The sequence below is a fragment of the uncultured Algibacter sp. genome (genome assembly GCF_905480415.1).
Lineage (GTDB): Bacteria > Bacteroidota > Bacteroidia > Flavobacteriales > Flavobacteriaceae > Algibacter_B.
Genome location: NZ_CAJQQI010000074.1, coordinates 1 through 22399 on the forward strand (window position 1 = coordinate 1; position 22399 = coordinate 22399).

Consider the following 22399-nt stretch of genomic DNA (forward strand, 5'->3'; position numbering starts at 1 on the left):
TAAATGATAGGTTGGCATACCATCACTTTTAAATAACACTTTATCATCCAAAACATTGGTATCAATTTTAATAGCGCCACGAATAATATCTGTTAAATGAAGCGTTTCATCTTGAGGCGATTTAAATCGAATCACATAATCGTCACCAGCATCTAATTTAGCTTCTACCTCGTCCGCGCTAAGCGATAAGGAATTGCTTAATTTTAGTCTGTTATGCCAATTATAAATAAAGGTTTTGCCTTTAGCCTCATGGTCTTTTCTGTGAAAGTCTAGAGTTTCAGAAGTATCAAAAGCATAATAAGCGTTGCCAGATTCAATCAACTCATCAGCATATTGTTTATATAAATGTTTGCGTTCGCTTTGTCTATATGGTCCGAATGTTTTGTTCGTGTTTGGTCCTTCATCAAATGGCATTCCACACCAATTTAAAGCGTCAACAATGTATTGTTCTGCGCCATCAACATAACGATTCTGGTCGGTATCTTCAATTCTTAAAATAAAGGTTCCGTTGTGCTTTTTAGCAAACAAATAATTGAATAAAGCGGTGCGAACACCTCCTATATGTAAAGGTCCGGTTGGACTTGGTGCAAAACGCACACGAACATTTTTGGTCATTGTTTTTGTTTAAGAGTGCAAAGATAATTATTAAGCTAGAACGCAGAAGCTAGAACGCAGAAGTTTTTTAACATCCTAAATAATCATTTGCTTAGGAATACGTTTGTTCATGATTTTAAACCATAATGGCGGAATTAAAGACAGCACCATGGAGGTTGGATAACCGTAAGGCATTTGAGGACTATCGTCATGACAAGCTAAAACTTGATATTTTTTTGATGTTTTGTAATGATGGTCACTATGTCTGGTTAATTCATACAACACAATGCGGCCAATAACGTGATTAGAATTCCAAGAATGTATTTCGCGAACACGCTCATAACGTCCAGATTTTGTTTTTACTCTTAATAATCCGTAGTGTTCAATGTAGTTGACGGTTTCTAAAAGAACAAACCCAACAACTGCTGAGGTTAAAGCAAAAGCAAACCCTAAATAGCCAAAAATTAAAAAGACAGTTATTAAATAGGTAAGTTGAAATACAACATACCAAAACATATCATTTTTAAAAGAAAAGAATGATAAACTATTGTTTTTAAGTAAGTTATTTTGAATTTTCCAGGATTTAAAATATTGTCTAAATATCGATGTAAACCAAAAGGAATAAACATTTTGGTTGTATCTAGCTGTTGCAGGGTCTTCTGGAGTTGCTGCGTTTAGGTGGTGTCCAAAATTATGTTCTATATAAAAGTGCATATATAAAGAAGGAAGCAATAGTGCTTTTCCAATAAACCGCTCTTTTGTGGTTTGTCTGTGTCCTAGTTCATGTGCTACATTAATACCATTTACAGCCAACACAATTCCTAACGAAAAAATCAAACCAACAATTTCGTAGATAGCATGTGTGTTTTGAGTTATTTCATATAAAGAGAACATAAGCAAACCAAAAACAATGGGTAAATTCAAGTATAGCAACCAATCAAACAACCTCTTTTTAAGTTTACTATCAGTCTGGTCTTGGCTTAAATTTGAATGGTCAGTAGACACTATTAACTCAAGAATAGGTAAAAATACAAAGGCGTATATAGGAGTTAAAAAACTAAAAACCCCTGTAAAATAAATACTTATAAATGCCATTAATGGAATTGAAAAAGCGGCAATATATTTTAAGTCTTTCATATAGAAAAAGAATTATTTCCATTTCGGCGGAGCGAAAATCTCATTAAACGGGTCGTTTTAACTAAGTTTTACCAAAACTAAGCATTTACTAATTAAAATAAAATTGTAGTTTAGTAAGTTATTAGTGCGTTGCAAAGTCATCTTTCCCAAATTATGAATAATTTTAAAGACATACAAAGCAAATTAGAATCATTCATTAGGCGATACTACACTAATGAGTTGCTTAAAGGAGCCATCTTGTTTTTTGCTATTGGCTTACTGTATTTTTTATTTACCCTTTTTATAGAGTATATTTTATGGTTAAACACAACGTCTAGAACTGTTTTGTTCTGGTTATTTATTGGGGTTGAATTCGGCTTGCTTATTAAGTTTATTTTTATCCCATTGGCTAAGTTGTTTAAACTTCAGAAAGGGATAAATCATAAGGTAGCTTCAAATATTATTGGAAAGCATTTTCCTGAAGTGAATGATAAATTGTTGAATGTATTACAACTTAATGAAAATGATTCTAAATCGGAATTATTACTGGCAAGCATAGAACAAAAGGCTTCAGAACTAAAGCCAGTTCCTTTTAAACTAGCGGTGAATTTTAAGAATAATATTGGATATTTAAAATATGCAGCTATTCCTATTGCCATTTTACTTTTAACTTTTTTTACGGGAAATTTTGATTGGTTTAACACGAGTTACGAGCGTGTAGTTCATTATAACACGGCTTACGAACCACCGGCACCATTTCAATTTTTTGTAGTGAATGAAAACTTAAAGGCTATTGAGAATAAAGAGTTCAAACTGATTATAAAAACATCAGGAGAGGTTACACCAGAAAGCGCTCAAATAACCTATAATAATGAAATCTATTTTTTGCAAGCAAAAGCTGTTGGCGAATTTGAATATGTCTTTACGCAGCCAAAGGATCCTATTATATTTCAGTTATCAGCGAATGATGTTACATCAAAACCTTATACTATTGATGTTTTAGAAACGCCTTCATTATTAAGTTTCGAAATGGTTTTAGACTATCCAAGTTACACCAAAAAGAGAGACGAAACTCTAAAAAGCATAGGTAATGCCTTAGTAGCTGAAGGCACGAGAATCAAATGGCAGCTTAAAACAAAATCTACTGATGCCGTGTTTTTGTATGCTAAAGATACCGTTGGCTTTAGCTCTGATGAAACAGGTATTTTTGAAGCTTCAAAACGCGTATTTTCAAATTTCGACTATACGTTAAGCACCAGTAATAAAAACCTAAAGGATTACGAGAATTTGGCGTTTAGTATTGATGTTGTTAAGGATGAATATCCAGAAATCAATGTGAAAGTTGAGAAGGATAGTTTGGATTTGCAGACACTTTACTTCTACGGCCAGGTGAGCGATGACTATGGCTTTAGCAAATTGCAATTGGTGTATTATCCATCTGATTCTGAAAAACAGAAGCAGTTTGAAGCTATTCCAATTTCAAAATTAAACCTTGCAGAATTCATTAGTGCATTTCCTAATAATTTGAATATTGAAGTAGGTGTTACTTATGAATTATACTTTCAGGTGTTTGATAATGATGGGGTAAACAGATTTAAAAGTGCAAAAAGTAATGTGTTTACCTATAGAAAGCGAACCGAAGATGAAGAAGCTCAAAGAAAGCTGGAAGAGCAGAGTGAAACGATTAAAAAATTAAATAAGTCTCTAGAAAAGTTTGATGAACAGGAGAAGAAACTAGATGAATTAACAAAAACTCAAAAAGAAAAGTCGAATTTGAATTTCAATGATAAAAAGAAGTTAGAATCATTTTTTAAGCGTCAGAAGCAGCAAGACGACATGATGAAAAATTTCAATAAAAAACTAAAAGATAATTTAGAAGAATTCCAAAAGGAGAACATAAAAGAAGATCAATTTAAGGAAGATTTGAAATCGCGTTTAAAAGACAATGAAGAGAAACTTAAGAAAGATGAAGCACTTTTAAAAGAAATAGAAAAGCTTCAAGAGAAAATGACTCAAGAAGACTTAATCAAAAAGTTAGAGGAGCTTGCAAAACAAAATAAAAACAAAAAACGAAGTTTAGAGCAGCTTTTAGAATTAACTAAACGATTTTATATCGAGAAGAAGTTGGAAAAACTAAAAGATGATTTGGCGAAATTAGCTGATGAACAAGAGAAATTATCTAACGAAACTAAAGAGGAAAATACCAAAGAAAAACAAGACGATTTAAATAAACAGTTTAAAGAATTCAAAAAGGAAATAGAAGAATTAGAAAAAGACAGTAAGGCTTTAAAGAAGCCCATTACTATTCCTAGAGATAAGTTGGATGAGCAGGAAGTTGAGAATGATCAACAAAAAGCATCTGAAGAGTTAAAGAAAAAAGAAGAAGAGAAAGGTTCTGATCAAGGGGAGAAGAAACAGGAAGAGGAACAATATCAAAAATTAAAAAAGGCTCAGAAAAGCCAAAAGAAAGCAGCAAAAAAAATGAAGCAAATGAGTCAGAAAATGCAAAGTTCTATGCAATCTGGCGGGGGGGAGAAAATGCAAGAAGATGCGGACGTACTGCGTCAAATATTAGATAATTTGGTTTTATTCTCTTTTAATCAAGAAGCGCTCATGGATCAATTTAGATCAATTGAGATAAATCATAATAAGTTTGCGACTTATTTAAAAAAGCAAAATAATCTACGAGAACATTTTGAACATATTGATGATAGTTTATTTTCTTTATCACTACGTCAGCCAAAACTTTCAGAGCAGGTTAATAATGAAATCACAGAGGTTTATTATAATATTGATAAAGCATTGAGTTTACTTGCGGATAATCAGTTGTATCAAGGGGTTTCAAACCAACAATTTACGGTCACAGCTGCAAATAATTTAGCAGATTTTTTAAGCAATGTATTAGATAACATGCAAGAAAGCATGAGTATGAGTGCTGGTCAAGGAGGTGAAGGTGATATGCAGTTACCAGATATCATTATGAGTCAAGAAGAGCTTAATAAGATGATGGAAGAGGGTATGAAAAAAGGAGAGAAAGGTAAGCCTAAAGAGGGAGAAGGGAAAAAAGAAGGTGAAAAAGGTAAAGATGGTAAATCTGGAAAAGATGGTAAAGAGAAAGGTAATCAAGAAGGTAAATACGGTCAACAAACTGGTGGTGAAGGCGAAGGGACTAATGAAGATCAAAATGGACTACTTTATCAAATTTATCAGCAACAGCAGCAGCTCCGTCAAGCACTTCAAGATAAGCTAGCAAAAGAAGGTAAAAGAGGAAATGGAGCCGCACTAGTTAGAAAAATGGAAGAGATAGAATTGGATTTATTGAACCAAGGATTCACCAATCAAACCCTTCAAAAAATGATGGAATTGAAGCATCAATTATTGAAACTTGAAAATGCTACGTTCCAACAAGGAGAGGATAATAAACGGGAATCTGAAACTAATGTTAATAGATTTGATAATACTACGAGTAACCAAATCCCAACGGCAAAACAATATTTTCAAACTACAGAAATATTAAACCGACAAGCTTTACCTTTGCAGCAAGTTTACAAAAAGAAAGTGCAAGAATATTTCAAAAAAGCTAATGATTAATTTCAATTACGAAACAGAATTCAAATTAGATTCAGAAGATCATATTTCAAAATGGATAAGTGATGCTATTAGTTCTGAAGATCACAAATTAGAAGAGATTAATTATGTGTTTTGCGATGATGACTATCTACATAAATTAAATGTAGAATTTCTAAATCATGATACGCTAACAGATATTATTAGCTTTGATTATTCAGTAGGAAAAATTATACAAGGTGATATTTTTGTGTCTGTTGAAAGGGTGGCGGAAAACGCTAAAGAGTTTAAGGTTTCATTTGAAGAAGAATTGCAGCGCGTTATCATTCATGGTGTACTTCATTATTGTGGCTATAAAGATAAAAGTGCTGAACACGCTAAAGTGATGCGGGAAAGGGAAAATCACTATTTATCTCAATTAGGTTAGTATTTAAGTACAGTCCTGAGAGTTTACTGTGGGATGTCAACGAAAATGTCGTTCTCTCGAAATCGAAGATTCAAGAATTCAATTGTTTATAGTATGCGTCAATGCATAAAGTTTAAATTGAAAACACAGGTGTTGTCTTTGATTGGAATCTAATGTTTTAAAGATTTCGACGTATATTTGCAAACTCAAATTAATAAGATGTTCCACGTGGAACATGTTTTTTGAAAATAAAAATTATGTTTAACGAAGTTTATGATGTTATAGTTGTAGGAGGTGGGCACGCAGGAAGTGAAGCCGCTGCCGCAGCTGCTAATACAGGAAGCAAAACACTACTTGTCACCATGAACATACAAAACATTGCTCAAATGTCTTGCAACCCTGCTATGGGAGGTATTGCAAAGGGTCAAATCGTAAGAGAGATTGATGCGCTTGGTGGTTATAGCGGAATTGTTTCTGATACATCTGCTATTCAATTTAAAATGTTGAATAAATCTAAAGGGCCTGCCATGTGGAGTCCTAGAGTGCAGAGTGATAGAATGCGTTTTGCAGAAGATTGGCGATTACTTTTAGAAGGAACACCTAATCTTGATTTTTATCAAGACATGGTTTCTGGATTATTAATAGAGAATCATAAAGTAATTGGAGTTAAAACATCTTTAGGAATCGAAATAAAAGCTAAGTCTGTTGTCTTAACAAACGGAACTTTTTTAAATGGATTAATTCACATAGGTGACAAAAATTTTGGTGGAGGAAGAGCAGGCGAAAGAGCTGCAACTGGTATAACGGAACAGTTAGTTGATTTAGGTTTCGAATCTGGGAGAATGAAAACTGGAACACCACCAAGAGTAGATGGAAGATCGTTAGATTATTCAAAAATGCTAGAACAACCAGGGGATGTAAACCCTGAAAAATTCTCCTATTTAGATATCACAAAACCACTAGAAACCCAAAGGTCATGCCACATGACTTATACTAGCCTTGAAGTACATAATTTACTTCGTGAAGGTTTTGATAGATCTCCTATGTTTAATGGTAGAATACAAAGTTTAGGACCAAGATATTGTCCTTCCATTGAGGATAAGATTAATCGCTTCGCGGATAAAGATCAACATCAACTATTTATTGAACCTGAGGGCTGGAATACGTGTGAGGTTTATGTAAATGGGTTTTCTACATCCTTGCCAGAAGATGTGCAATTTAAAGCATTACGCTCTGTGGTTGGTTTTGAAAATGTGAAATTTTTTAGACCGGGTTATGCTATCGAATATGATTATTTTCAACCGACACAACTAAAGCATACTTTGGAGACAAAGCTTGTTGCAGGCTTATATTTTGCGGGTCAAATTAATGGAACGACAGGTTACGAAGAAGCAGCATCTCAAGGATTAATGGCGGGTATAAATGCGAGTTTAAAAGTTCAAGAAAGAGAGGCTTTTACGTTAAAAAGAGATGAAGCTTATATAGGTGTTCTTGTTGATGATTTGATAACGAAAGGCACAGAAGAGCCTTATAGAATGTTTACATCAAGGGCTGAGTATAGAACCTTATTGCGTCAAGATAATGCGGATAAAAGATTAACTCCAAAAGGTTATAATCTGGGTTTAGCTTCAGAAAAGCGGTTGAAGCGCATGGAAGAAAAACATGATGCAGCTGAGAAATTTGTTAAGTTTTTTGAGGTTACAAGTGTTAAACCAGAAGTGATTAATCCGATTTTAGAATCTAAAAAATCTGCGGCGGTAAAACAATCCGGGAAGCGTTTTAAAGTTTTTGCTAGACCAAATATTGATATGGTTGATGTTAGGAAAATCGAAAGTGTGGAAGCCTATATTCAAGACAATAATCTCGATAGAGAAGTTATGGAACAGGCCGAAATCCAAGTAAAATATTCTGGTTACATCGCTAAAGAAAAAAACAATGCTGATAAATTAACCAGATTGGAATATGTGAAAATTCCAGAGAATTTCGACTTTTCACAAATCAGATCTATGAGTTATGAAGCGCGAGAAAAGTTGAAAAAAATCCAGCCGACAACCGTTTCTCAAGCTTCTAGAATCAGTGGTGTTTCACCTAATGATATTTCAGTTTTGTTGGTTTATATGGGGCGATAGTTTTTAACGTTCCACGTGGAACATCTATTTTGATTTCCTTTTTTGTCATTCTGGATTTGTTTTAGAATCTATTTTAAATGAAAAATACACCTGTTTTTTTAAAAGTAAAAGACCACTCCGTTTCAGGAGAAGTATTTGAATTAATTCAAAATACTGAGCATGGTTTTTTAGAAACAACGCCACAACCTGCTTCAGACAAATTACCAGAGTATTATAAAAGTGAAGACTATATATCTCATACAGATTCTAAAAGAAACCTTTTTGAAAAAGCGTATCATTTAGTGAGAACCATTTCACTTAAAAAGAAATTACATTTAATCAATTCTTCAGATTTAAAAAGTAAACACCTATTAGATATTGGGTGTGGTACAGGTGATTTTTTGCAAATCGCTCAACAAAATAATTGGTGCGTTTCTGGAGTTGAACCAAACAAACAAGCGCGAGACATTGCCAATAAAAAAACCAATAATTCCGTTTTCGAAACAGAAGCACTATTAACGTTTGAATCAAATAGTTTTGATGTGATTACGCTTTGGCATGTGCTAGAACATTTACCTAATTTAGAAGACCACATAGGTGTCTTTAAAAAACTTTTAAAACCAAAAGGGACTTTATTAATAGCGGTACCAAACTATAATAGTTTTGACGCGAAACATTATAAACAGTTCTGGGCAGCATATGATGCCCCGAGACATCTTTGGCATTTTAATCAATCGTCTATTTCAAAATTAGTTTCAAAATATGCTTTTCAGGTTGAGAAAGTAAAACCCATGTGGTTTGATTCTTTTTATGTGAGCATGCTTTCCGAAAAATGTAGAACAGGAAAAATGAATCCTATTAAAGGGTTTTGGATTGGATTGTGTTCAAATATAAAAGCACTTAGCACAAAAGAAGCTTCATCATTAATTTATATCATTAAAAATAGCTAAAATCAATTTCTAAAAAGCTCAGTCTGTTTTTAACTAGTTAAATACAATATCACTTGTCAGTTTTTTTAAAGCCCTTTAAATCGCCTTAAACGCATTTGTTTTCAATAGAAATTAACTATTATTTTATATTTTATCTATAAGATTTTATTATGTGTTAAAATCAAAATAATTTGACTTCATTTTTAATCTTACTTTATTACTTTTGTTCGGATTTAAAATTCACATCAATCAAAAAAATATAAACTGATGAAAAATATTATTTATGTAGTACTAGCGATGTTAATTTTCGCTTCTTGTGAAAAGCCAAACAAAATTGGTTTTGTTGATAATGGAACTGTAATTAATGATTACCAAGAAAAGAAAGATGTTGAAGCAGCATTTCAACTAAAAGAAGATGCTTTTAGAAAAAGAGCAGATAGCATTAGTATAGCTTTTCAAACAGAAGCTCAAAAGGTTCAAACAGAGGCTCAAAGAATTGCAAGAAGTAACAGAAAGAAAGCTGAAGAGCTCATTGGAGGTTTGCAACAAAAGCAACAACAATTACAACAGCAAATGCAAGCTGAGCAGCAACAGCTAACACAAGCGTTTCAAGCAGAAATTGATTCTGTTATCGTTAATGTTAAAGGTTTTGTAAAAGACTACGGAAAAGCGAACGGCTACAACTATATTTTAGGAACTAGTGATGCCGCAGCTACAGTGATGTATGGCGATGATGAAAATGATTTAACTCAAACTATCTTGGAAGCACTTAATGCGGATTATAAAAAATAATAAAACATATAAATATCTGATTAACAGTATTTTAAATCGCTATTAGTGCAAGCTAATAGCGATTTTTTTAGCAATAAAAAGAAAATGCTTTTTTAATAATTGAGACTTCTATGTTCCCCACACCAATAAGCTCCCCGTCTGCTTGAATGTAAGGTGGATTTTTTTGATTAATTTGAATAGTAACAGACTCCGTTTTGAAGGATGTCACTTTTTTATAATTAATAATTGTTCCGTTAAAAAGCTTCATTAAATTTTTGATGATTTCAAATTTGTTGAGATCTTTAGCAACGGTTACATCTAATAAACCATCAAAAGGATCTGGGTTTTTTGTGAGTTGCATACCACCACCAGAATATTTACAGAGGCCAATTAAAATCATAAGTGTTTTTCCTGAAATGGCTTCTGAATTTGTAAACACCGTAGATTCGAAATTTTTAAAAGAAAATAAACTCACTAAAGCGCCATATAAATAGGCTAAAGCACCTATATGTTTAAGTGTTTCAATCTTACTAACCACAAAGCCATCAAAACCAACACCGGCTAAATTATTAAAGAAAACTGGAGGTTTTGGGTTATTTTGAATAACCAGCTTACCGATATCTTGGGTTGCTAAAGAACCATTTTTGATTTTTTGAACTGCACCTTCTAAATTTAAAGGGATGTTATGGGTCTTAATCCAATCGTTCCCTGTTCCAATGGGTATTATTCCAACATTAATTTCTGAAGTCGGCACATCATTTTGCGACATAATTCCATTTATGATATTATGTAATGTACCATCGCCACCAACAGAAATAATATTTTTAATATTGAGGTCTATGGCATTTTTAACATACTCAATACTATTTTTTTGATGAGTAGTAAAGACAAATTGAAAATTAAAATTGTATTTTTCTAGAAGCCCTTTAATTTGTGGCCATTTTTTCTTGGCCGAACCATTACCCGAAGTTGGATTTATAATAACATACCAAGATTTTAATGGAGCATCCATTACTCTGCTTTTTTGTGAAGTAAGCGTGTTAATTTTATTGACAAATCGGTCAAAATAATTTTAGAATTCCCGTTACGCTCTATATGATAAATAGCATCTTGTAATTCGTTGCTAATATCCATAATGTTATTACCATGTACAAAAGGCGCAAAATTTTCAAGCTTAAATTTGTCAGTCTTTGGTTCTAAATACACCAAATCGGTAGCGTTATAATTTAAAAGTAAGGCTTGACGAAAAAAATCTAAACAAAAATTTAAAAATTGCTTTTGAGTTTCGCGTCCTGTTTTGGCTATATCTTCACTCCAAGAAATTAAATCGTGAATAGCAGCTTTATTACCTTTTGCCTTAAAAGCACTTCGTATCCAGAAAACAAACCAAGTTTCAAATTGGATATCTTCAGAATCTTGATATACTAAATCGCAAGCCTTATTATAATTGCCATTAGATTGATGTGCTATTTTTGTAGCCACACCAATATCTATATTATATTGTTTTACTAAAGCGTTTTTAATAACATCTTCAGCCAAAGGCGGGAAATGTAATATTTGGCAACGTGAGCGAATGGTGCTAATAATTTGCTCTTCATCTTCAGCAATTAAAAGGAAGATAGTTTCGTTTGGTGGTTCTTCAATTAACTTTAAGAGTTTATTGGCACAGGCTGTGTTCATTTTTTCTGCCATCCAAATCAACATCACTTTATAACCACCCTCATAAGATTTTAACACAAGCGATTTTATAATGTCATAGGCTTCATCAACACCTATTTGCCCTTGTTTGTTATCAACTCCAAGTAGTTTGTACCAATCAAAGAGATTTCCGTATGGTTGCTCGTTTAAAAGTTGGCGCCATTCTTCTAAATAAAAACGAGAAACGGGTTTACTTTTTACCTTATCGCTAGTAGTCACAGGGAAAGCAAAATGTAAATCGGGGTGCGAAAAGTTTTTAAATTTCAGGTTACAGCCTTCGTTCCCTATGTTGTTTTCTCCTCCAGTATTTGAACATAATATGTATTGAGCATAAGCAAGGGCCATAGACAAGGTTCCAGAACCTTCGTTTCCGACAAACAATTGCGCATGAGGTATTCTGCCATTATCGACACTTTGTGTGAGATGGTTTTTAATGTGATTCTGACCTAAGATATCTTCAAAAAGCATAAAAGCAAAAGTAAATGAATTTTTTCATTTTGAAATTCAAAAAATTAAATGAAATAAATTTGTTGACTAATGCAGTGACTATTGGGGTAAAGCAAAATTTTTCTTTCACAGAAGAAACCTACATGATTTTTTGCTAATAAATAAAGCGTAGAATATTAAAAGAATGATGCTAAAACTGTTCTTTTTTAAGTATTTAAAAATTCTTTATGAGCTATATCGTTTTCGTAAAAAAACACATTTTAAATGGCTGTTTAATTAGTTACATTTGTAAATCAAATACTTAAAAGACAAAAACATATACATATATGAAAACGCTTAACGATTTTAATTTCGAAAACAAAAAAGCATTAATAAGAGTAGATTTTAATGTGCCTTTAAATGAAAAATTTGAAGTAACGGATGCTACAAGAATTGTATCTGCAAAACCTACAATTATTAAAATTTTAGAAGATGGCGGAAGTTGTATTTTAATGTCGCATTTAGGTCGTCCAAAAGGATTTCAAGATGCCTTTTCATTAAAACATATTGCTAATAAAGTTGAAGATATTTTAGGCGTTGAAGTAAAAACAGTTGCAGATTGTATTGGTGAAGATGCTGAAGCTGCCGCTGCAAGTTTAGAACCAGGTCAAATTTTATTATTAGAGAACTTACGTTTTTATAAAGAGGAAACTGCTGGAGATGTTGGGTTTGCTGAGAAATTATCAAAATTAGGTGATATATATGTAAACGATGCTTTTGGTACTGCGCACAGAGCGCATGCATCAACAACTATTGTAGCTCAGTTTTTTGAAGGTAAAAAATGTTTCGGAAAGTTATTAGCTCAAGAAATTGAAAGTATCAATAAAGTCATGGCGACAGGCGAAAAGCCAGTTTTAGCAATACTTGGTGGCGCTAAAGTGTCTTCAAAAATCACTATTATTGAAAATATTTTAGATAAAGTGGACCACTTAATTATTGGTGGAGGTATGGCATTTACTTTTGTAAAAGCTCAAGGTGGAAAAATTGGAAATTCAATTTGTGAAGATGATAAAATGCCTTTAGCCTTAGAGATTTTAAAACAAGCCAAAGCAAAAAATGTTCAAATTCATATTCCTGTGGATACTATAGCTGCTGACGCTTTTAGTAATGATGCGAACACACAAGTAGTAGATATTAATGAAATCCCTGATGGATGGGAAGGTGTTGATGCTGGGCCAAAATCTAGAGAACAATTTCATAAAGTCGTAATGGATTCTAAAACTATTTTATGGAATGGACCATTAGGTGTTTTTGAAATGGAAAGTTTTGCTGGAGGAACTATCGCATTAGGAAATTCAATTGCTGAATCAACTAAAAACGGAGCCTTTTCACTAGTAGGTGGTGGCGATTCTGTAGCAGCAGTTAAACAATTTGGTTTTGAAAACAAAGTGAGCTATGTAAGTACTGGCGGAGGCGCTATGCTTGAAAGCTTAGAAGGAAAAACACTTCCTGGGATTGCTGCTATTTTAGAATAACACCAATAAAACTTAATTAAGTTTTCAAATTCCCTTAAAAAATACGATTTTAGCCATAACAGCGTTCATTAATGAATACAGTTTATGGCTTTTCGGTTTTTTATAATATCATGTCTTTTTAGTATAAGCACTTGTTTTTCGCAAACACAGGACTCCATTTCGTTTCTAAATAATAAAATCAAGGATAGCATTGTGGTCCAAACCACAAGTATTAATGAGGCTATAGTGGTAGATAATACTCATGTTGTTAAGGTTATTGATGCTGAAATAGATAGTACATCAATTACCGATTTAAAAGATAATGAATTTGCTTTAAAATTAGATGAGGCTTGGTATAACGAGTTATATAGTAACAATTTATTTGATACGATATACAAATCAGTAACCGAGCTAAAGTATCAACCTGTTGATTATCCTGAATTATCTACAGATACGCTCAAAGCACGCTTAAAAGAATTGGATGCCAGAACGCCATTTAATGTAGAATATAATCCATCTTTAGAAAGTGTTATAAAATCGTATTTAAAACATAGACGCAACTCGATACAAAAGCTATTAACGTTAAGTGCCTTTTATTTTCCGATGTTCGAGGGAGAATTGGATAAGCACAATATTCCATTAGAAATAAAATACTTAGCCATAGTAGAATCTGCATTGAAACCAAGAGCAAGATCTCGAGTAGGCGCTACAGGTTTATGGCAGTTTATGTTTGGTACAGGTAAAGAGTATGGTCTAGATGTAAGTAGTTATGTAGATGAGCGTAGCGATCCTATAAAATCTACCGAAGCGGCTGCAAAATATTTAGCAAGATTATATAAAATTTTTGGCGATTGGGATTTGGCTTTAGCAGCGTATAATTCGGGCCCCGGAAATGTTGGGAAGGCTATTCGCCGTTCAGGAGGTTATAGAAACTACTGGAACATTCGTCATAATTTACCACGAGAAACGGCAGGATATTTACCTGCATTTTTAGCCAACATGTATATTTTTGAATATGCCGAAGAACACGGTTTTAAAAAGTATAAACCAGAATTGGCTTATTTTGAGACAGACACCGTTAGAGTAAAACAGATGATAACACTCGATCAAGTTTCAGAAGCTACAGGAACACCAATTGAGGAACTTCAGTTTTTAAATCCGTCGTATAAGTTAGATATCATTCCGTTTATTAAAGAGGAAAATTATGTGTTAAGATTGCCTATTGATGTCGTGGGTAAATTTGTAAATAACGAAGATAGAATATATGCATATGCTAAAGCAGAATTTGATAAACGCGAAAAACCCATGCCACAATTTTTAAAGGCTGATGCAAAAGTAACGTACCGTGTAAAGTCTGGTGATTACTTAGGCAAAATATCTAGATTGTATGGGGTTAGGGTTAGCAATATCAAAAAGTGGAATGGATTAAGAAGTAACAACTTAAAGATTGGGCAACGATTAACCATTTACCCACGAGAGCCTAATGTAATGGGTTCTTCTTCCGCGAAAGCGACAATAAAATCAAAACCTATTTCCGGGGAAGTTATTGTTTATGTCGTTGAAAATGGAGACTCACTTTGGAGTATTTCTCAAAAACTCCCTGGAGTTTCTATTCAAAATATTAAAGATTGGAACGGTATTAGTGGTAGTAAATTAAAACCAGGAATGAAACTTAAAGTTTCTAAAGGTTAAATTCTTAAAACTTAAAATATATTATGCGGTATTTTCTTTTATTAGTATTATCCCTAACATTATTAATGTCATGTGGTGATAAAAAGTCAAATGAAAAATTTCTTCCGGATGCCTCTGGAGCTATTAATAATGTATCTGTTGTAACAGAAAATGATTTGTGGGATGGACGTGTTGGTGAAGCCATAAGAAATGTGCTTGCAAAACCTATTTACGGTTTGCCACAAGATGAACCAACATTTACAATTAGTCAAATTCCAACATCGGTTTTTTCTGGGTTTGTGACTAAAAATAGAACGGTTTTGAAAATTGAAACGAATAAAGAGGCAGGTATAACTATTTCGGATAATGTGTATGCCAAGCCTCAAAAAGTTATAGTGGTATCAGGACAAACTAAAGAAGAAATTATTGATGTGCTTAAAGCAAATGAAACAAAGATTATAGACATTTTTAGAAATGAAGAATTAAGTGAACGATTGCGTCAAATGGCAAAATCGCCACACAATTTTGAGACTATTAAAGAAAAACTAGGTTTAACTATTGAGTTTGCTTCCGTTTACAGAAAGGCCAAAGAAACCGATAACTTCTTTTGGATTAGAAAAGACATCACAACAGGCACAACTAATTTGATGATTTATGAATTGCCATATGATGCCATCAAAAGAAACGATAGCGTTGTTAATCAAATAATCAAGATAAGAGATTCTATTGGTAGAGCCTATATTGAAGGACCTGTTGAAGGCTCTTATTTAATTACTGAAAATGCCTATACGCCTTTTCACGGGGAAACCATTATAGACAATAAACCAACATTAGAAACCAAAGGTCTTTGGGATGTAAAAAATGCCTTTATGGGTGGACCGTTTATAAATTATGCTATTGAAGATAAAATCAACAAACGTTGGGTGGTTGTTGAAGGGTTTGCTTTTGCACCATCTGTAGAAAAACGAAATTATATGCTAGAACTTGAAGCCATTATAAAATCGGTTAAAATTCAATAGTTATTGTACATTTTAAAAACAAAAAACCAGCTCATTAAGCTGGTTTTTTGTTTTTAGATAAATTAAAATTTATCCTTTTTTATCTTCTGTAGATTCTTCTTCTTCTTTGCTAGCGTCCTTAAACTCCTTAATTCCACTTCCTAGTCCACGCATTAATTCAGGTATTTTTTTACCTCCAAATAAAAGTAAAACAACAATAACAATTAATGCTATTTGCCAAGGTCCTATGGCTAAGGGTAACATATATAAGCTCATAATAATGATTTTAAAAAGCAAAGTTAATAATTAAAGTTAAATAAAACCGTTTTAAGCACAACTTTAGCATACAGACAACGAAGTCTTGTTATAAATTTATTTATTTTTGTTTTTAACATGACAGACAAAAAAAAGAAACCAAAAAAGATAAAACGAAAACTACTAGATAAGTATCGGTTAATGATACTTAATGAAAATACTTTTGAAGAGCGCTTATCATTTAAATTAACGAGATTAAATGTTTTTGTAATGACCTCGTTAATGGCTATTTTTTTTATAGCATTAACATATTTACTCATTGCATTTACGCCGCTTAGAGAATACATTCCAGGATATTCATCTACTGCATTAAAAAAGAAAGCAACAGAGTTAAGTTATAAAACAGATTCGTTACAGCGTGTTATTGTTATGAATGATCGCTATTATGAATCTATTAAAAAAGTACTTACAGGCGATTTAGATGCCGTAGATTTTAATAAAGATTCCATCATACAAGCGGTGAAATTAGAAGCGAGCGAAGTAGATTTAAGCCCAATAGCTGAAGATTCGTTGCTTCGTGAAAAAGTGGATAAAGAGGATAAGTATAATCTGTTTGAATCGGCAACCTCAGCAACTAATTTTGTGTTATTTCCTCCAGTAAGCGGTACGATAAGCGAGGCCTATAACGCTAAAGAAAAACATTATGCTGTTGATATTGTTGTAGCGAAAGATGCTCCAATTAAAGCAACTGCCGATGGTATTGTGGTTTTTGCCGAATGGACCGCGAGTACAGGTTATGTTATTATAATTGAACATAGTTATGGCTTAATTTCAATTTATAAACACAACGCATCCTTAACAAAAGCTCAAGGTGATTTAGTTAAAGCGGGAGAAGTTATTGCTACCGCGGGTAATACAGGCGAATTATCAACTGGACCACATTTGCATTTCGAGCTTTGGAATGATGGCTACCCAATTAACCCAACAAATTTTATAGATTTTAAATAGACTATGCTATCATTAAAGTCGGCTTTAGCAAAACCTTTTGCAAAACATATTTATAAGAAAGTTCAAAAATGGGCAAATAACCCTATTGAAACACAAAATAAAGTATTTCAAGATTTAATTTCAGAAGCAACAAGCACGCAATTTGGAAAGGATCATGATTTTGTGAGTATAAATAATCATGAAGATTTTTTAAAACGCGTTCCTGTAAGAGACTATGAAGCACTAAAGCCTTATGTCGAAAAGATGGTTGCTGGTGAAGAAGATATCCTTTGGAAAGGAAAACCCATTTACTTTGCAAAAACATCTGGTACAACATCCGGCTCAAAATATATTCCTATCACCAAGGAAAGCATGCCTAGTCATGTTGAAGCGGCAAGAAATGCTATTTTGTTTTATATTCATGAAACGGGTAATAGCAAATTTGTAGATGGTAAAATGATTTTTTTACAAGGAAGCCCTGTTTTAAATGAGCAAAATGGAGTGCAACTTGGCCGTTTATCAGGTATTGTAGCGCATTACGTGCCCAAATATTTACAAAAAAACAGATTACCTTCTTGGAAAACCAATTGCATTGAAGACTGGGAAACGAAAGTCGATGCCATAGTTGAAGAAACCTTACCAGAGAATATGACGATTATTTCTGGAATCCCTTCTTGGGTTCAAATGTATTTTGAAAAGCTTCAACAGAAAACGGGAAAGAAGGTAGGTGATATATTCAAAAATTTCAATCTATTTATTTTTGGAGGAGTTAATTACGAACCTTACAGAGCAAAATTTGAAAACCTTATAGGTAGGAAAGTTGATAGTATTGAGTTATATCCAGCAAGTGAAGGGTTTTTTGCCTTTCAAGATAATCAGAATGAAAAAGGGATGTTGCTTCAGCTTAATTCAGGAATTTTTTATGAGTTTATTAAGGCAGATGAGTTCTTTGATGAAAACCCAAAACGAATATCCATTAAGGACGTTGAAGTTGGCATAAATTATGTCATGATAATCTCAACAAATGCCGGTTTATGGGCTTATAATATTGGAGACACGGTTGAGTTTACTTCAACCAAACCCTATCGTGTTATTGTTTCTGGTAGAATAAAGCATTTTATTTCGGCTTTTGGGGAACATGTTATTGGTAAAGAAGTAGAACAGGCGATGCAAGAAGCGACATTAAACTCTAATGTTAGAATTTCTGAATTTACTGTGGCGCCACAAATTAGTCCTAAAGAAGGACTTCCATATCATGAATGGTTTATTGAATTTGAGAATGAACCAGAAAATCTTTCCACTCTAGCAAAAAAAATTGATGAATCCCTTCAAAAGCAAAACTCATATTATTTTGATTTGATAAAAGGAGGTGTATTGCAACCCTTAAAGATAACCAAAGTGAAACATGGAGGTTTTCAAGAGTACATGAAATCCATTGGGAAATTAGGAGGACAAAACAAGCTTCCTAGACTTTCAAATGATAGAAAAATAGTTGAAGGATTTTTATCTTAACACGTCAAGTAACTGAAGAAACAGACAGATATATTACTTTTGATTAAAATAAGAGCTTACACACTAAATTAACGGAAAATGTCGAAAAAGATAGCATTAATTACAGGGGTCACTGGGCAAGATGGCGCATATTTGAGTGAGTTTTTACTGAAAAAAGGCTATGAAGTTCATGGGATTAAGAGGAGAGCTTCATCATTTAATACGGATAGAATTGACCATTTATATCAAGACCCTCATGAGACTAATCGGAACTTTATATTACATTATGGGGATTTAACAGATAGCACTAATTTAACTAGAATTATTCAGCAAGTACAGCCAGATGAAATTTATAATCTGGCCGCTATGAGTCATGTGCATGTATCTTTTGAAATGGCTGAATATACTGCTGATACAGATGGTTTAGGTGCTTTAAGGGTATTAGAAGCCGTTAAACTTCTTGGTCTGACAAAAAAGACAAGAATTTATCAGGCTTCAACTTCAGAATTATACGGTAAAGTACAAGAGGTTCCGCAAACAGAAACAACCCCATTTTATCCTAGGAGCCCATATGCCATTGCTAAGATGTATGCATACTGGATAACTGTTAACTACAGAGAAGCCCATAATATGTATGCATGCAACGGTATTTTATTTAACCATGAATCGCCAATAAGAGGTGAAACTTTTGTGACTAGAAAAATAACTAGAGCAGCATCGAGAATTGCATTAGGTCTTCAAGAAAAAATATTTTTAGGAAATTTAGATGCTAGCAGAGACTGGGGTCATGCAAAAGATTATGTAAGAATGATGTGGATGGTTCTTCAGGCTGATGAAGCAGAAGATTGGGTTATAGCGACAGGTAAAACAACAACAGTTAGAGATTTTGTTAAAATGTGTTTTTCTCATATTGGCATTGAAATAGAATTTAAGGAGGAGGGAGCAAGTGAAAAAGGTTATGTTAAGATTTGTAACAACCCGGAATATAAAATTGAAATTGGAAAGGAAGTAGTTGCTGTTGATGAAAAATATTATCGCCCTACTGAAGTTGATTTGCTTATTGGAGATGCCAGTAAAGCGAGAAAAAAATTAGGATGGGAACCTGAATATAATTTACAAGACTTGATAGATGATATGATGAGTTTTGACATAAAGTTAATGAAAAAGGAGCAATACCTTAAAGATGGGGGATATACAATAAAAAATTATTTTGAATAAGTTTTGAACTCAAATTCTAAAATATATATTGCTGGACATAGAGGACTTGTAGGCTCTGCTATTCATAAAACCCTTATGGATAAGGGCTATATTAATATTATAGTTAGAACTCATAATGAATTAGATTTGACAAACCAAGATGCTGTGTCAAAATTCTTCGTTAAGGAAAAACCTGAATATGTAATTTTAGCAGCTGCCAAAGTAGGAGGTATTTTAGCTAATAATAATTATCGTGCAGATTTTCTGTATGAAAATTTAATGATCCAGAATAATGTAATACATCATAGCTATTTAAACAAAGTTAAGAAGCTATTGTTTTTGGGTAGCACATGTATTTATCCTAAAAATGCTCCTCAACCAATAAAAGAAGAGTATTTATTGACTGACACTTTAGAATATACAAATGAGCCTTATGCCATAGCGAAAATAGCAGGAATGAAAATGTGTGAGAGCTACAATTTACAATATGGTACTAATTTTATTTCTGTAATGCCTACCAATTTATATGGGCCTAATGACAATTTTGATTTCGAAAAATCACATGTATTACCAGCTTTAATTAGAAAAATCCATTTGGCAAAATTATTATCTGAGTTGAAATTTAAAGAAATATTAGAGGATATAAATTTTGATTCGTCAGATAAAGCAAGGCAGTTCCTTTCAAAAATAGGTGTAACAGAAGCTAATGTTGAGATTTGGGGCACAGGAGAACCTAGACGCGAATTTTTATGGAGCGAAGACATGGCTGAAGCCTGTGTTTTTATTATGGAAAACAGAGATTTTGTAGATACCTATCCAAAATCTCAAAATGAAATTATTAATACGCATATCAATATTGGTACAGGAATAGATATTTCAATAAGGGAATTAGCAGAAATGGTAAAAAGTGTTATTGGTTATGAGGGAAACCTAATTTACAACTCGAATAAGCCAGATGGTACTCAAAGAAAGTTAACAAATGTGTCAAAAATAAAGAGTTTAGGGTGGCATCATAAAATAGACATAAAAGAAGGGATTGAAAAGCTTTATACTTGGTTTCTTAACAAGTGACAATCTATCAAAGTCACAGAAAAATAGTTGCCAATTTCCCGTATGTAAATTAGCTCAAATAGTATTATATTTGGCCTTACTAAACTAAAACTATGAATAGTAAAAAACATCATGAGAGAACCCGTGCTCAAGAAAGTTCAAACGCTATTGAACGATTGTATGTTACTATGCGTCATTTGTTTAACAGGGGGTTTTATAAACCCATGGGAATTTCTGGTAAAACTTTACGACAGGCATTATTATTGTTAAGACCTGAAATTTATGGATCTATAGGTGACGAAAAAGCCGAATTAGAAGGCTTACTTTATGTTATAGATAGATTACCACAAGGCATAGAAGAGTGTACTTTTATAAATTTAACAAGTGATGAAGGATATTCTAGCTCTCATTTTCAACCTATAATCCCAGAAAAACGTCGTCGTAATTGCTATAGAATAGACGATGAGCAAATGAATATTGAGATTACCCGAGGGCGATCTGAAATCTACGATATTCTTACACATCTCACTTTTCTTTTTATTGAATCACACAAAATAAGTACACGTGTTTTAATAAACGAAGAAGGTGCCACGACACGAGATTGGATAAAACTTGAAAAAGTAGTTTTATCTAAAAAGAAACTTACCCAAGAAGAACGCGAAATTGCTATTACCCATACTGCTAATATTTTAGGAAGAACATTTAAGGAAATTAGCACCGTTTATGGCGATTTTTCTATTCCTTCACAACCTGAGCGCTTGCTGCATATTGTGTATTGGCTGGGGAAGCTCGCTATTGAAGAATTGATAAATAATAACAAACGTACGGTTACGTTTAGTCCGGTTTTAAGAGAACGTATTGGACATCACATTCATGGTGAAATTTGGGCTGATGAGATAAAAGATACACTTTTTAAAAATGGGTTGTTAGAACGACCTATTCATATTATTAGCGCCAATATGCATAGTGTTATGAATACACTATATGCTTTTAATGCTTTAAAACCAAACACGCAAAAGACCGATATATTTGATATATACCAATCGTTAAGCAAAAATGAAAACGAAGAGTTGCGCAATAAAGTAACGAAGGAAGCGTTGCAAAAAGGCATGTTTTATATTAAAGATAAGTCTGGAGCCAATATTGACGTTCAAATATTTGATACCAATAAGTTTGATGTTTCTAAAATGAACCTTAAAGTATCCGAATCCAATTTAAAACAAAATAAACCAGTTATAGTAGTCATGGATTATGCTTTTGGAGAACAAGCTTATGAAACCATTGACGAACTTCTAAAACCATACAACAAAAAAGGAAAAAAACACCTTCTTAATGTAGAGTCTATATCAATTATGGGCAAGTCGGGTATTTTAGAAGGTGGGAAAGGTGATATTATGATTCCATCAGCTCATATTTTTGAAGGTACAGCAGATAATTACCCATTTAATAATGAATTGACGAAGCAAGATTTAGAAGGAAACGGTGTGAATGTCTACGAAGGCTCCATGATTACAGTTTTAGGTACCTCACTTCAAAACAAAGATATTTTAAAGTTTTTCCATAACTCTACATGGCAAGTTATAGGTCTAGAAATGGAAGGCGCTCATTATCAAAAAGCCAT

At 33.0% G+C, this 22399-nt stretch carries 18 protein-coding genes; 13 read left to right on the forward strand and 5 right to left on the reverse strand.

Features of this window, described 5'->3' with window-relative positions; translation table 11 throughout:
• Together QZ260_RS05705 and QZ260_RS05710 are read right to left on the reverse strand one after the other, a co-directional pair.
• A partial coding sequence (locus QZ260_RS05705) for a glutamate--tRNA ligase family protein (RefSeq protein WP_295983781.1) occupies positions 1-615 on the reverse strand: 615 nt, incomplete at its 3' end.
• Positions 616-690: 75 nt separating this feature from the next.
• Positions 691-1731, reverse strand: coding sequence for an alkane 1-monooxygenase (locus QZ260_RS05710; protein WP_295983784.1), 1041 nt, complete (start codon positions 1729-1731; stop codon positions 691-693).
• Positions 1732-1884: 153 nt separating this feature from the next.
• Here QZ260_RS05710 and QZ260_RS05715 point away from each other — a divergent pair, with 153 nt between their 5' ends.
• From QZ260_RS05715 to QZ260_RS05735, 5 genes are all read left to right on the forward strand, one after another.
• The gene (locus QZ260_RS05715; RefSeq protein ID WP_295983786.1) at positions 1885-5301 is read left to right on the forward strand and encodes a DUF4175 family protein; all 3417 of its coding nucleotides are present in this window, start codon (positions 1885-1887) and stop codon (positions 5299-5301) included.
• The gene (gene ybeY, locus QZ260_RS05720; protein WP_295983788.1) at positions 5294-5704 is read left to right on the forward strand and encodes an rRNA maturation RNase YbeY; all 411 of its coding nucleotides are present in this window, start codon (positions 5294-5296) and stop codon (positions 5702-5704) included. The genes QZ260_RS05715 and ybeY overlap by 8 nt, the downstream gene beginning before the upstream one ends.
• A 236-nt stretch (positions 5705-5940) precedes the next feature.
• Positions 5941-7812 (forward strand): tRNA uridine-5-carboxymethylaminomethyl(34) synthesis enzyme MnmG, encoded by a 1872-nt coding sequence (mnmG, locus tag QZ260_RS05725; protein WP_295983790.1) that lies wholly within the window; start codon positions 5941-5943, stop codon positions 7810-7812.
• A 77-nt stretch (positions 7813-7889) separates the two neighbouring features.
• A complete protein-coding gene (locus QZ260_RS05730) occupies positions 7890-8741 on the forward strand; it encodes a class I SAM-dependent methyltransferase (RefSeq protein WP_295983792.1) in 852 nt (283 codons plus the stop codon).
• Between the two features lie 246 nt (positions 8742-8987).
• The gene (locus QZ260_RS05735) at positions 8988-9512 is read left to right on the forward strand and encodes an OmpH family outer membrane protein (protein WP_295983796.1); all 525 of its coding nucleotides are present in this window, start codon (positions 8988-8990) and stop codon (positions 9510-9512) included.
• 67 nt (positions 9513-9579) lie between these two features.
• On the opposite strand, the gene QZ260_RS05740 is transcribed toward QZ260_RS05735, so the two are convergent.
• Together QZ260_RS05740 and QZ260_RS05745 are read right to left on the reverse strand one after the other, a co-directional pair.
• Complete coding sequence (locus tag QZ260_RS05740; RefSeq protein ID WP_295983802.1) at positions 9580-10503, reverse strand: diacylglycerol kinase family protein; 924 nt, start codon at positions 10501-10503, stop codon at positions 9580-9582.
• On the reverse strand, positions 10503-11657 hold the full coding sequence (locus tag QZ260_RS05745) for a DNA polymerase III subunit delta' (protein WP_295983805.1): 1155 nt from the start codon (positions 11655-11657) through the stop codon (positions 10503-10505). The genes QZ260_RS05740 and QZ260_RS05745 overlap by 1 nt, the downstream gene beginning before the upstream one ends.
• Positions 11658-11962: 305 nt before the next feature.
• Between QZ260_RS05745 and QZ260_RS05750 the strand changes: the two genes are divergently transcribed.
• The 3 genes from QZ260_RS05750 (at position 11963) to QZ260_RS05760 (ending at position 15819) form a co-directional block, all read left to right on the forward strand.
• Positions 11963-13150: a phosphoglycerate kinase gene (locus QZ260_RS05750; protein ID WP_295983808.1), complete on the forward strand. Its 1188-nt coding sequence runs from the start codon at positions 11963-11965 to the stop codon at positions 13148-13150.
• 84 nt (positions 13151-13234) lie between these two features.
• A complete protein-coding gene (locus tag QZ260_RS05755) occupies positions 13235-14821 on the forward strand; it encodes a lytic transglycosylase domain-containing protein (RefSeq protein WP_295983810.1) in 1587 nt (528 codons plus the stop codon).
• Positions 14822-14844: 23 nt separating this feature from the next.
• Positions 14845-15819, forward strand: coding sequence for a DUF4837 family protein (locus QZ260_RS05760; RefSeq protein WP_295983813.1), 975 nt, complete (start codon positions 14845-14847; stop codon positions 15817-15819).
• Positions 15820-15888: 69 nt separating this feature from the next.
• Here QZ260_RS05760 and QZ260_RS05765 read toward each other — a convergent pair whose 3' ends face one another.
• Positions 15889-16074 carry a twin-arginine translocase TatA/TatE family subunit gene (locus tag QZ260_RS05765; protein ID WP_271560418.1) on the reverse strand — a complete coding sequence of 62 codons (186 nt, stop codon included), beginning with the start codon at positions 16072-16074 and terminating at the stop codon, positions 15889-15891.
• A gap of 117 nt (positions 16075-16191) precedes the next feature.
• On the opposite strand from QZ260_RS05765, the gene QZ260_RS05770 reads away from it, so the two are divergent.
• From QZ260_RS05770 to QZ260_RS05790, 5 genes are all read left to right on the forward strand, one after another.
• A complete protein-coding gene (locus tag QZ260_RS05770; protein WP_295983819.1) occupies positions 16192-17061 on the forward strand; it encodes a M23 family metallopeptidase in 870 nt (289 codons plus the stop codon).
• A 3-nt stretch (positions 17062-17064) separates the two neighbouring features.
• Positions 17065-18552 carry a GH3 auxin-responsive promoter family protein gene (locus QZ260_RS05775; protein ID WP_295983823.1) on the forward strand — a complete coding sequence of 496 codons (1488 nt, stop codon included), beginning with the start codon at positions 17065-17067 and terminating at the stop codon, positions 18550-18552.
• Between the two features lie 78 nt (positions 18553-18630).
• Positions 18631-19749: a GDP-mannose 4,6-dehydratase gene (gene gmd, locus QZ260_RS05780; RefSeq protein WP_295983826.1), complete on the forward strand. Its 1119-nt coding sequence runs from the start codon at positions 18631-18633 to the stop codon at positions 19747-19749.
• Between the two features lie 3 nt (positions 19750-19752).
• Entirely contained in the window at positions 19753-20799 is a 1047-nt protein-coding gene (locus QZ260_RS05785; protein WP_295983828.1) for a GDP-L-fucose synthase, read from the forward strand.
• A gap of 92 nt (positions 20800-20891) precedes the next feature.
• On the forward strand, positions 20892-22399 hold a 1508-nt coding region (locus QZ260_RS05790; RefSeq protein WP_295983830.1), incomplete at its 3' end, for a hypothetical protein.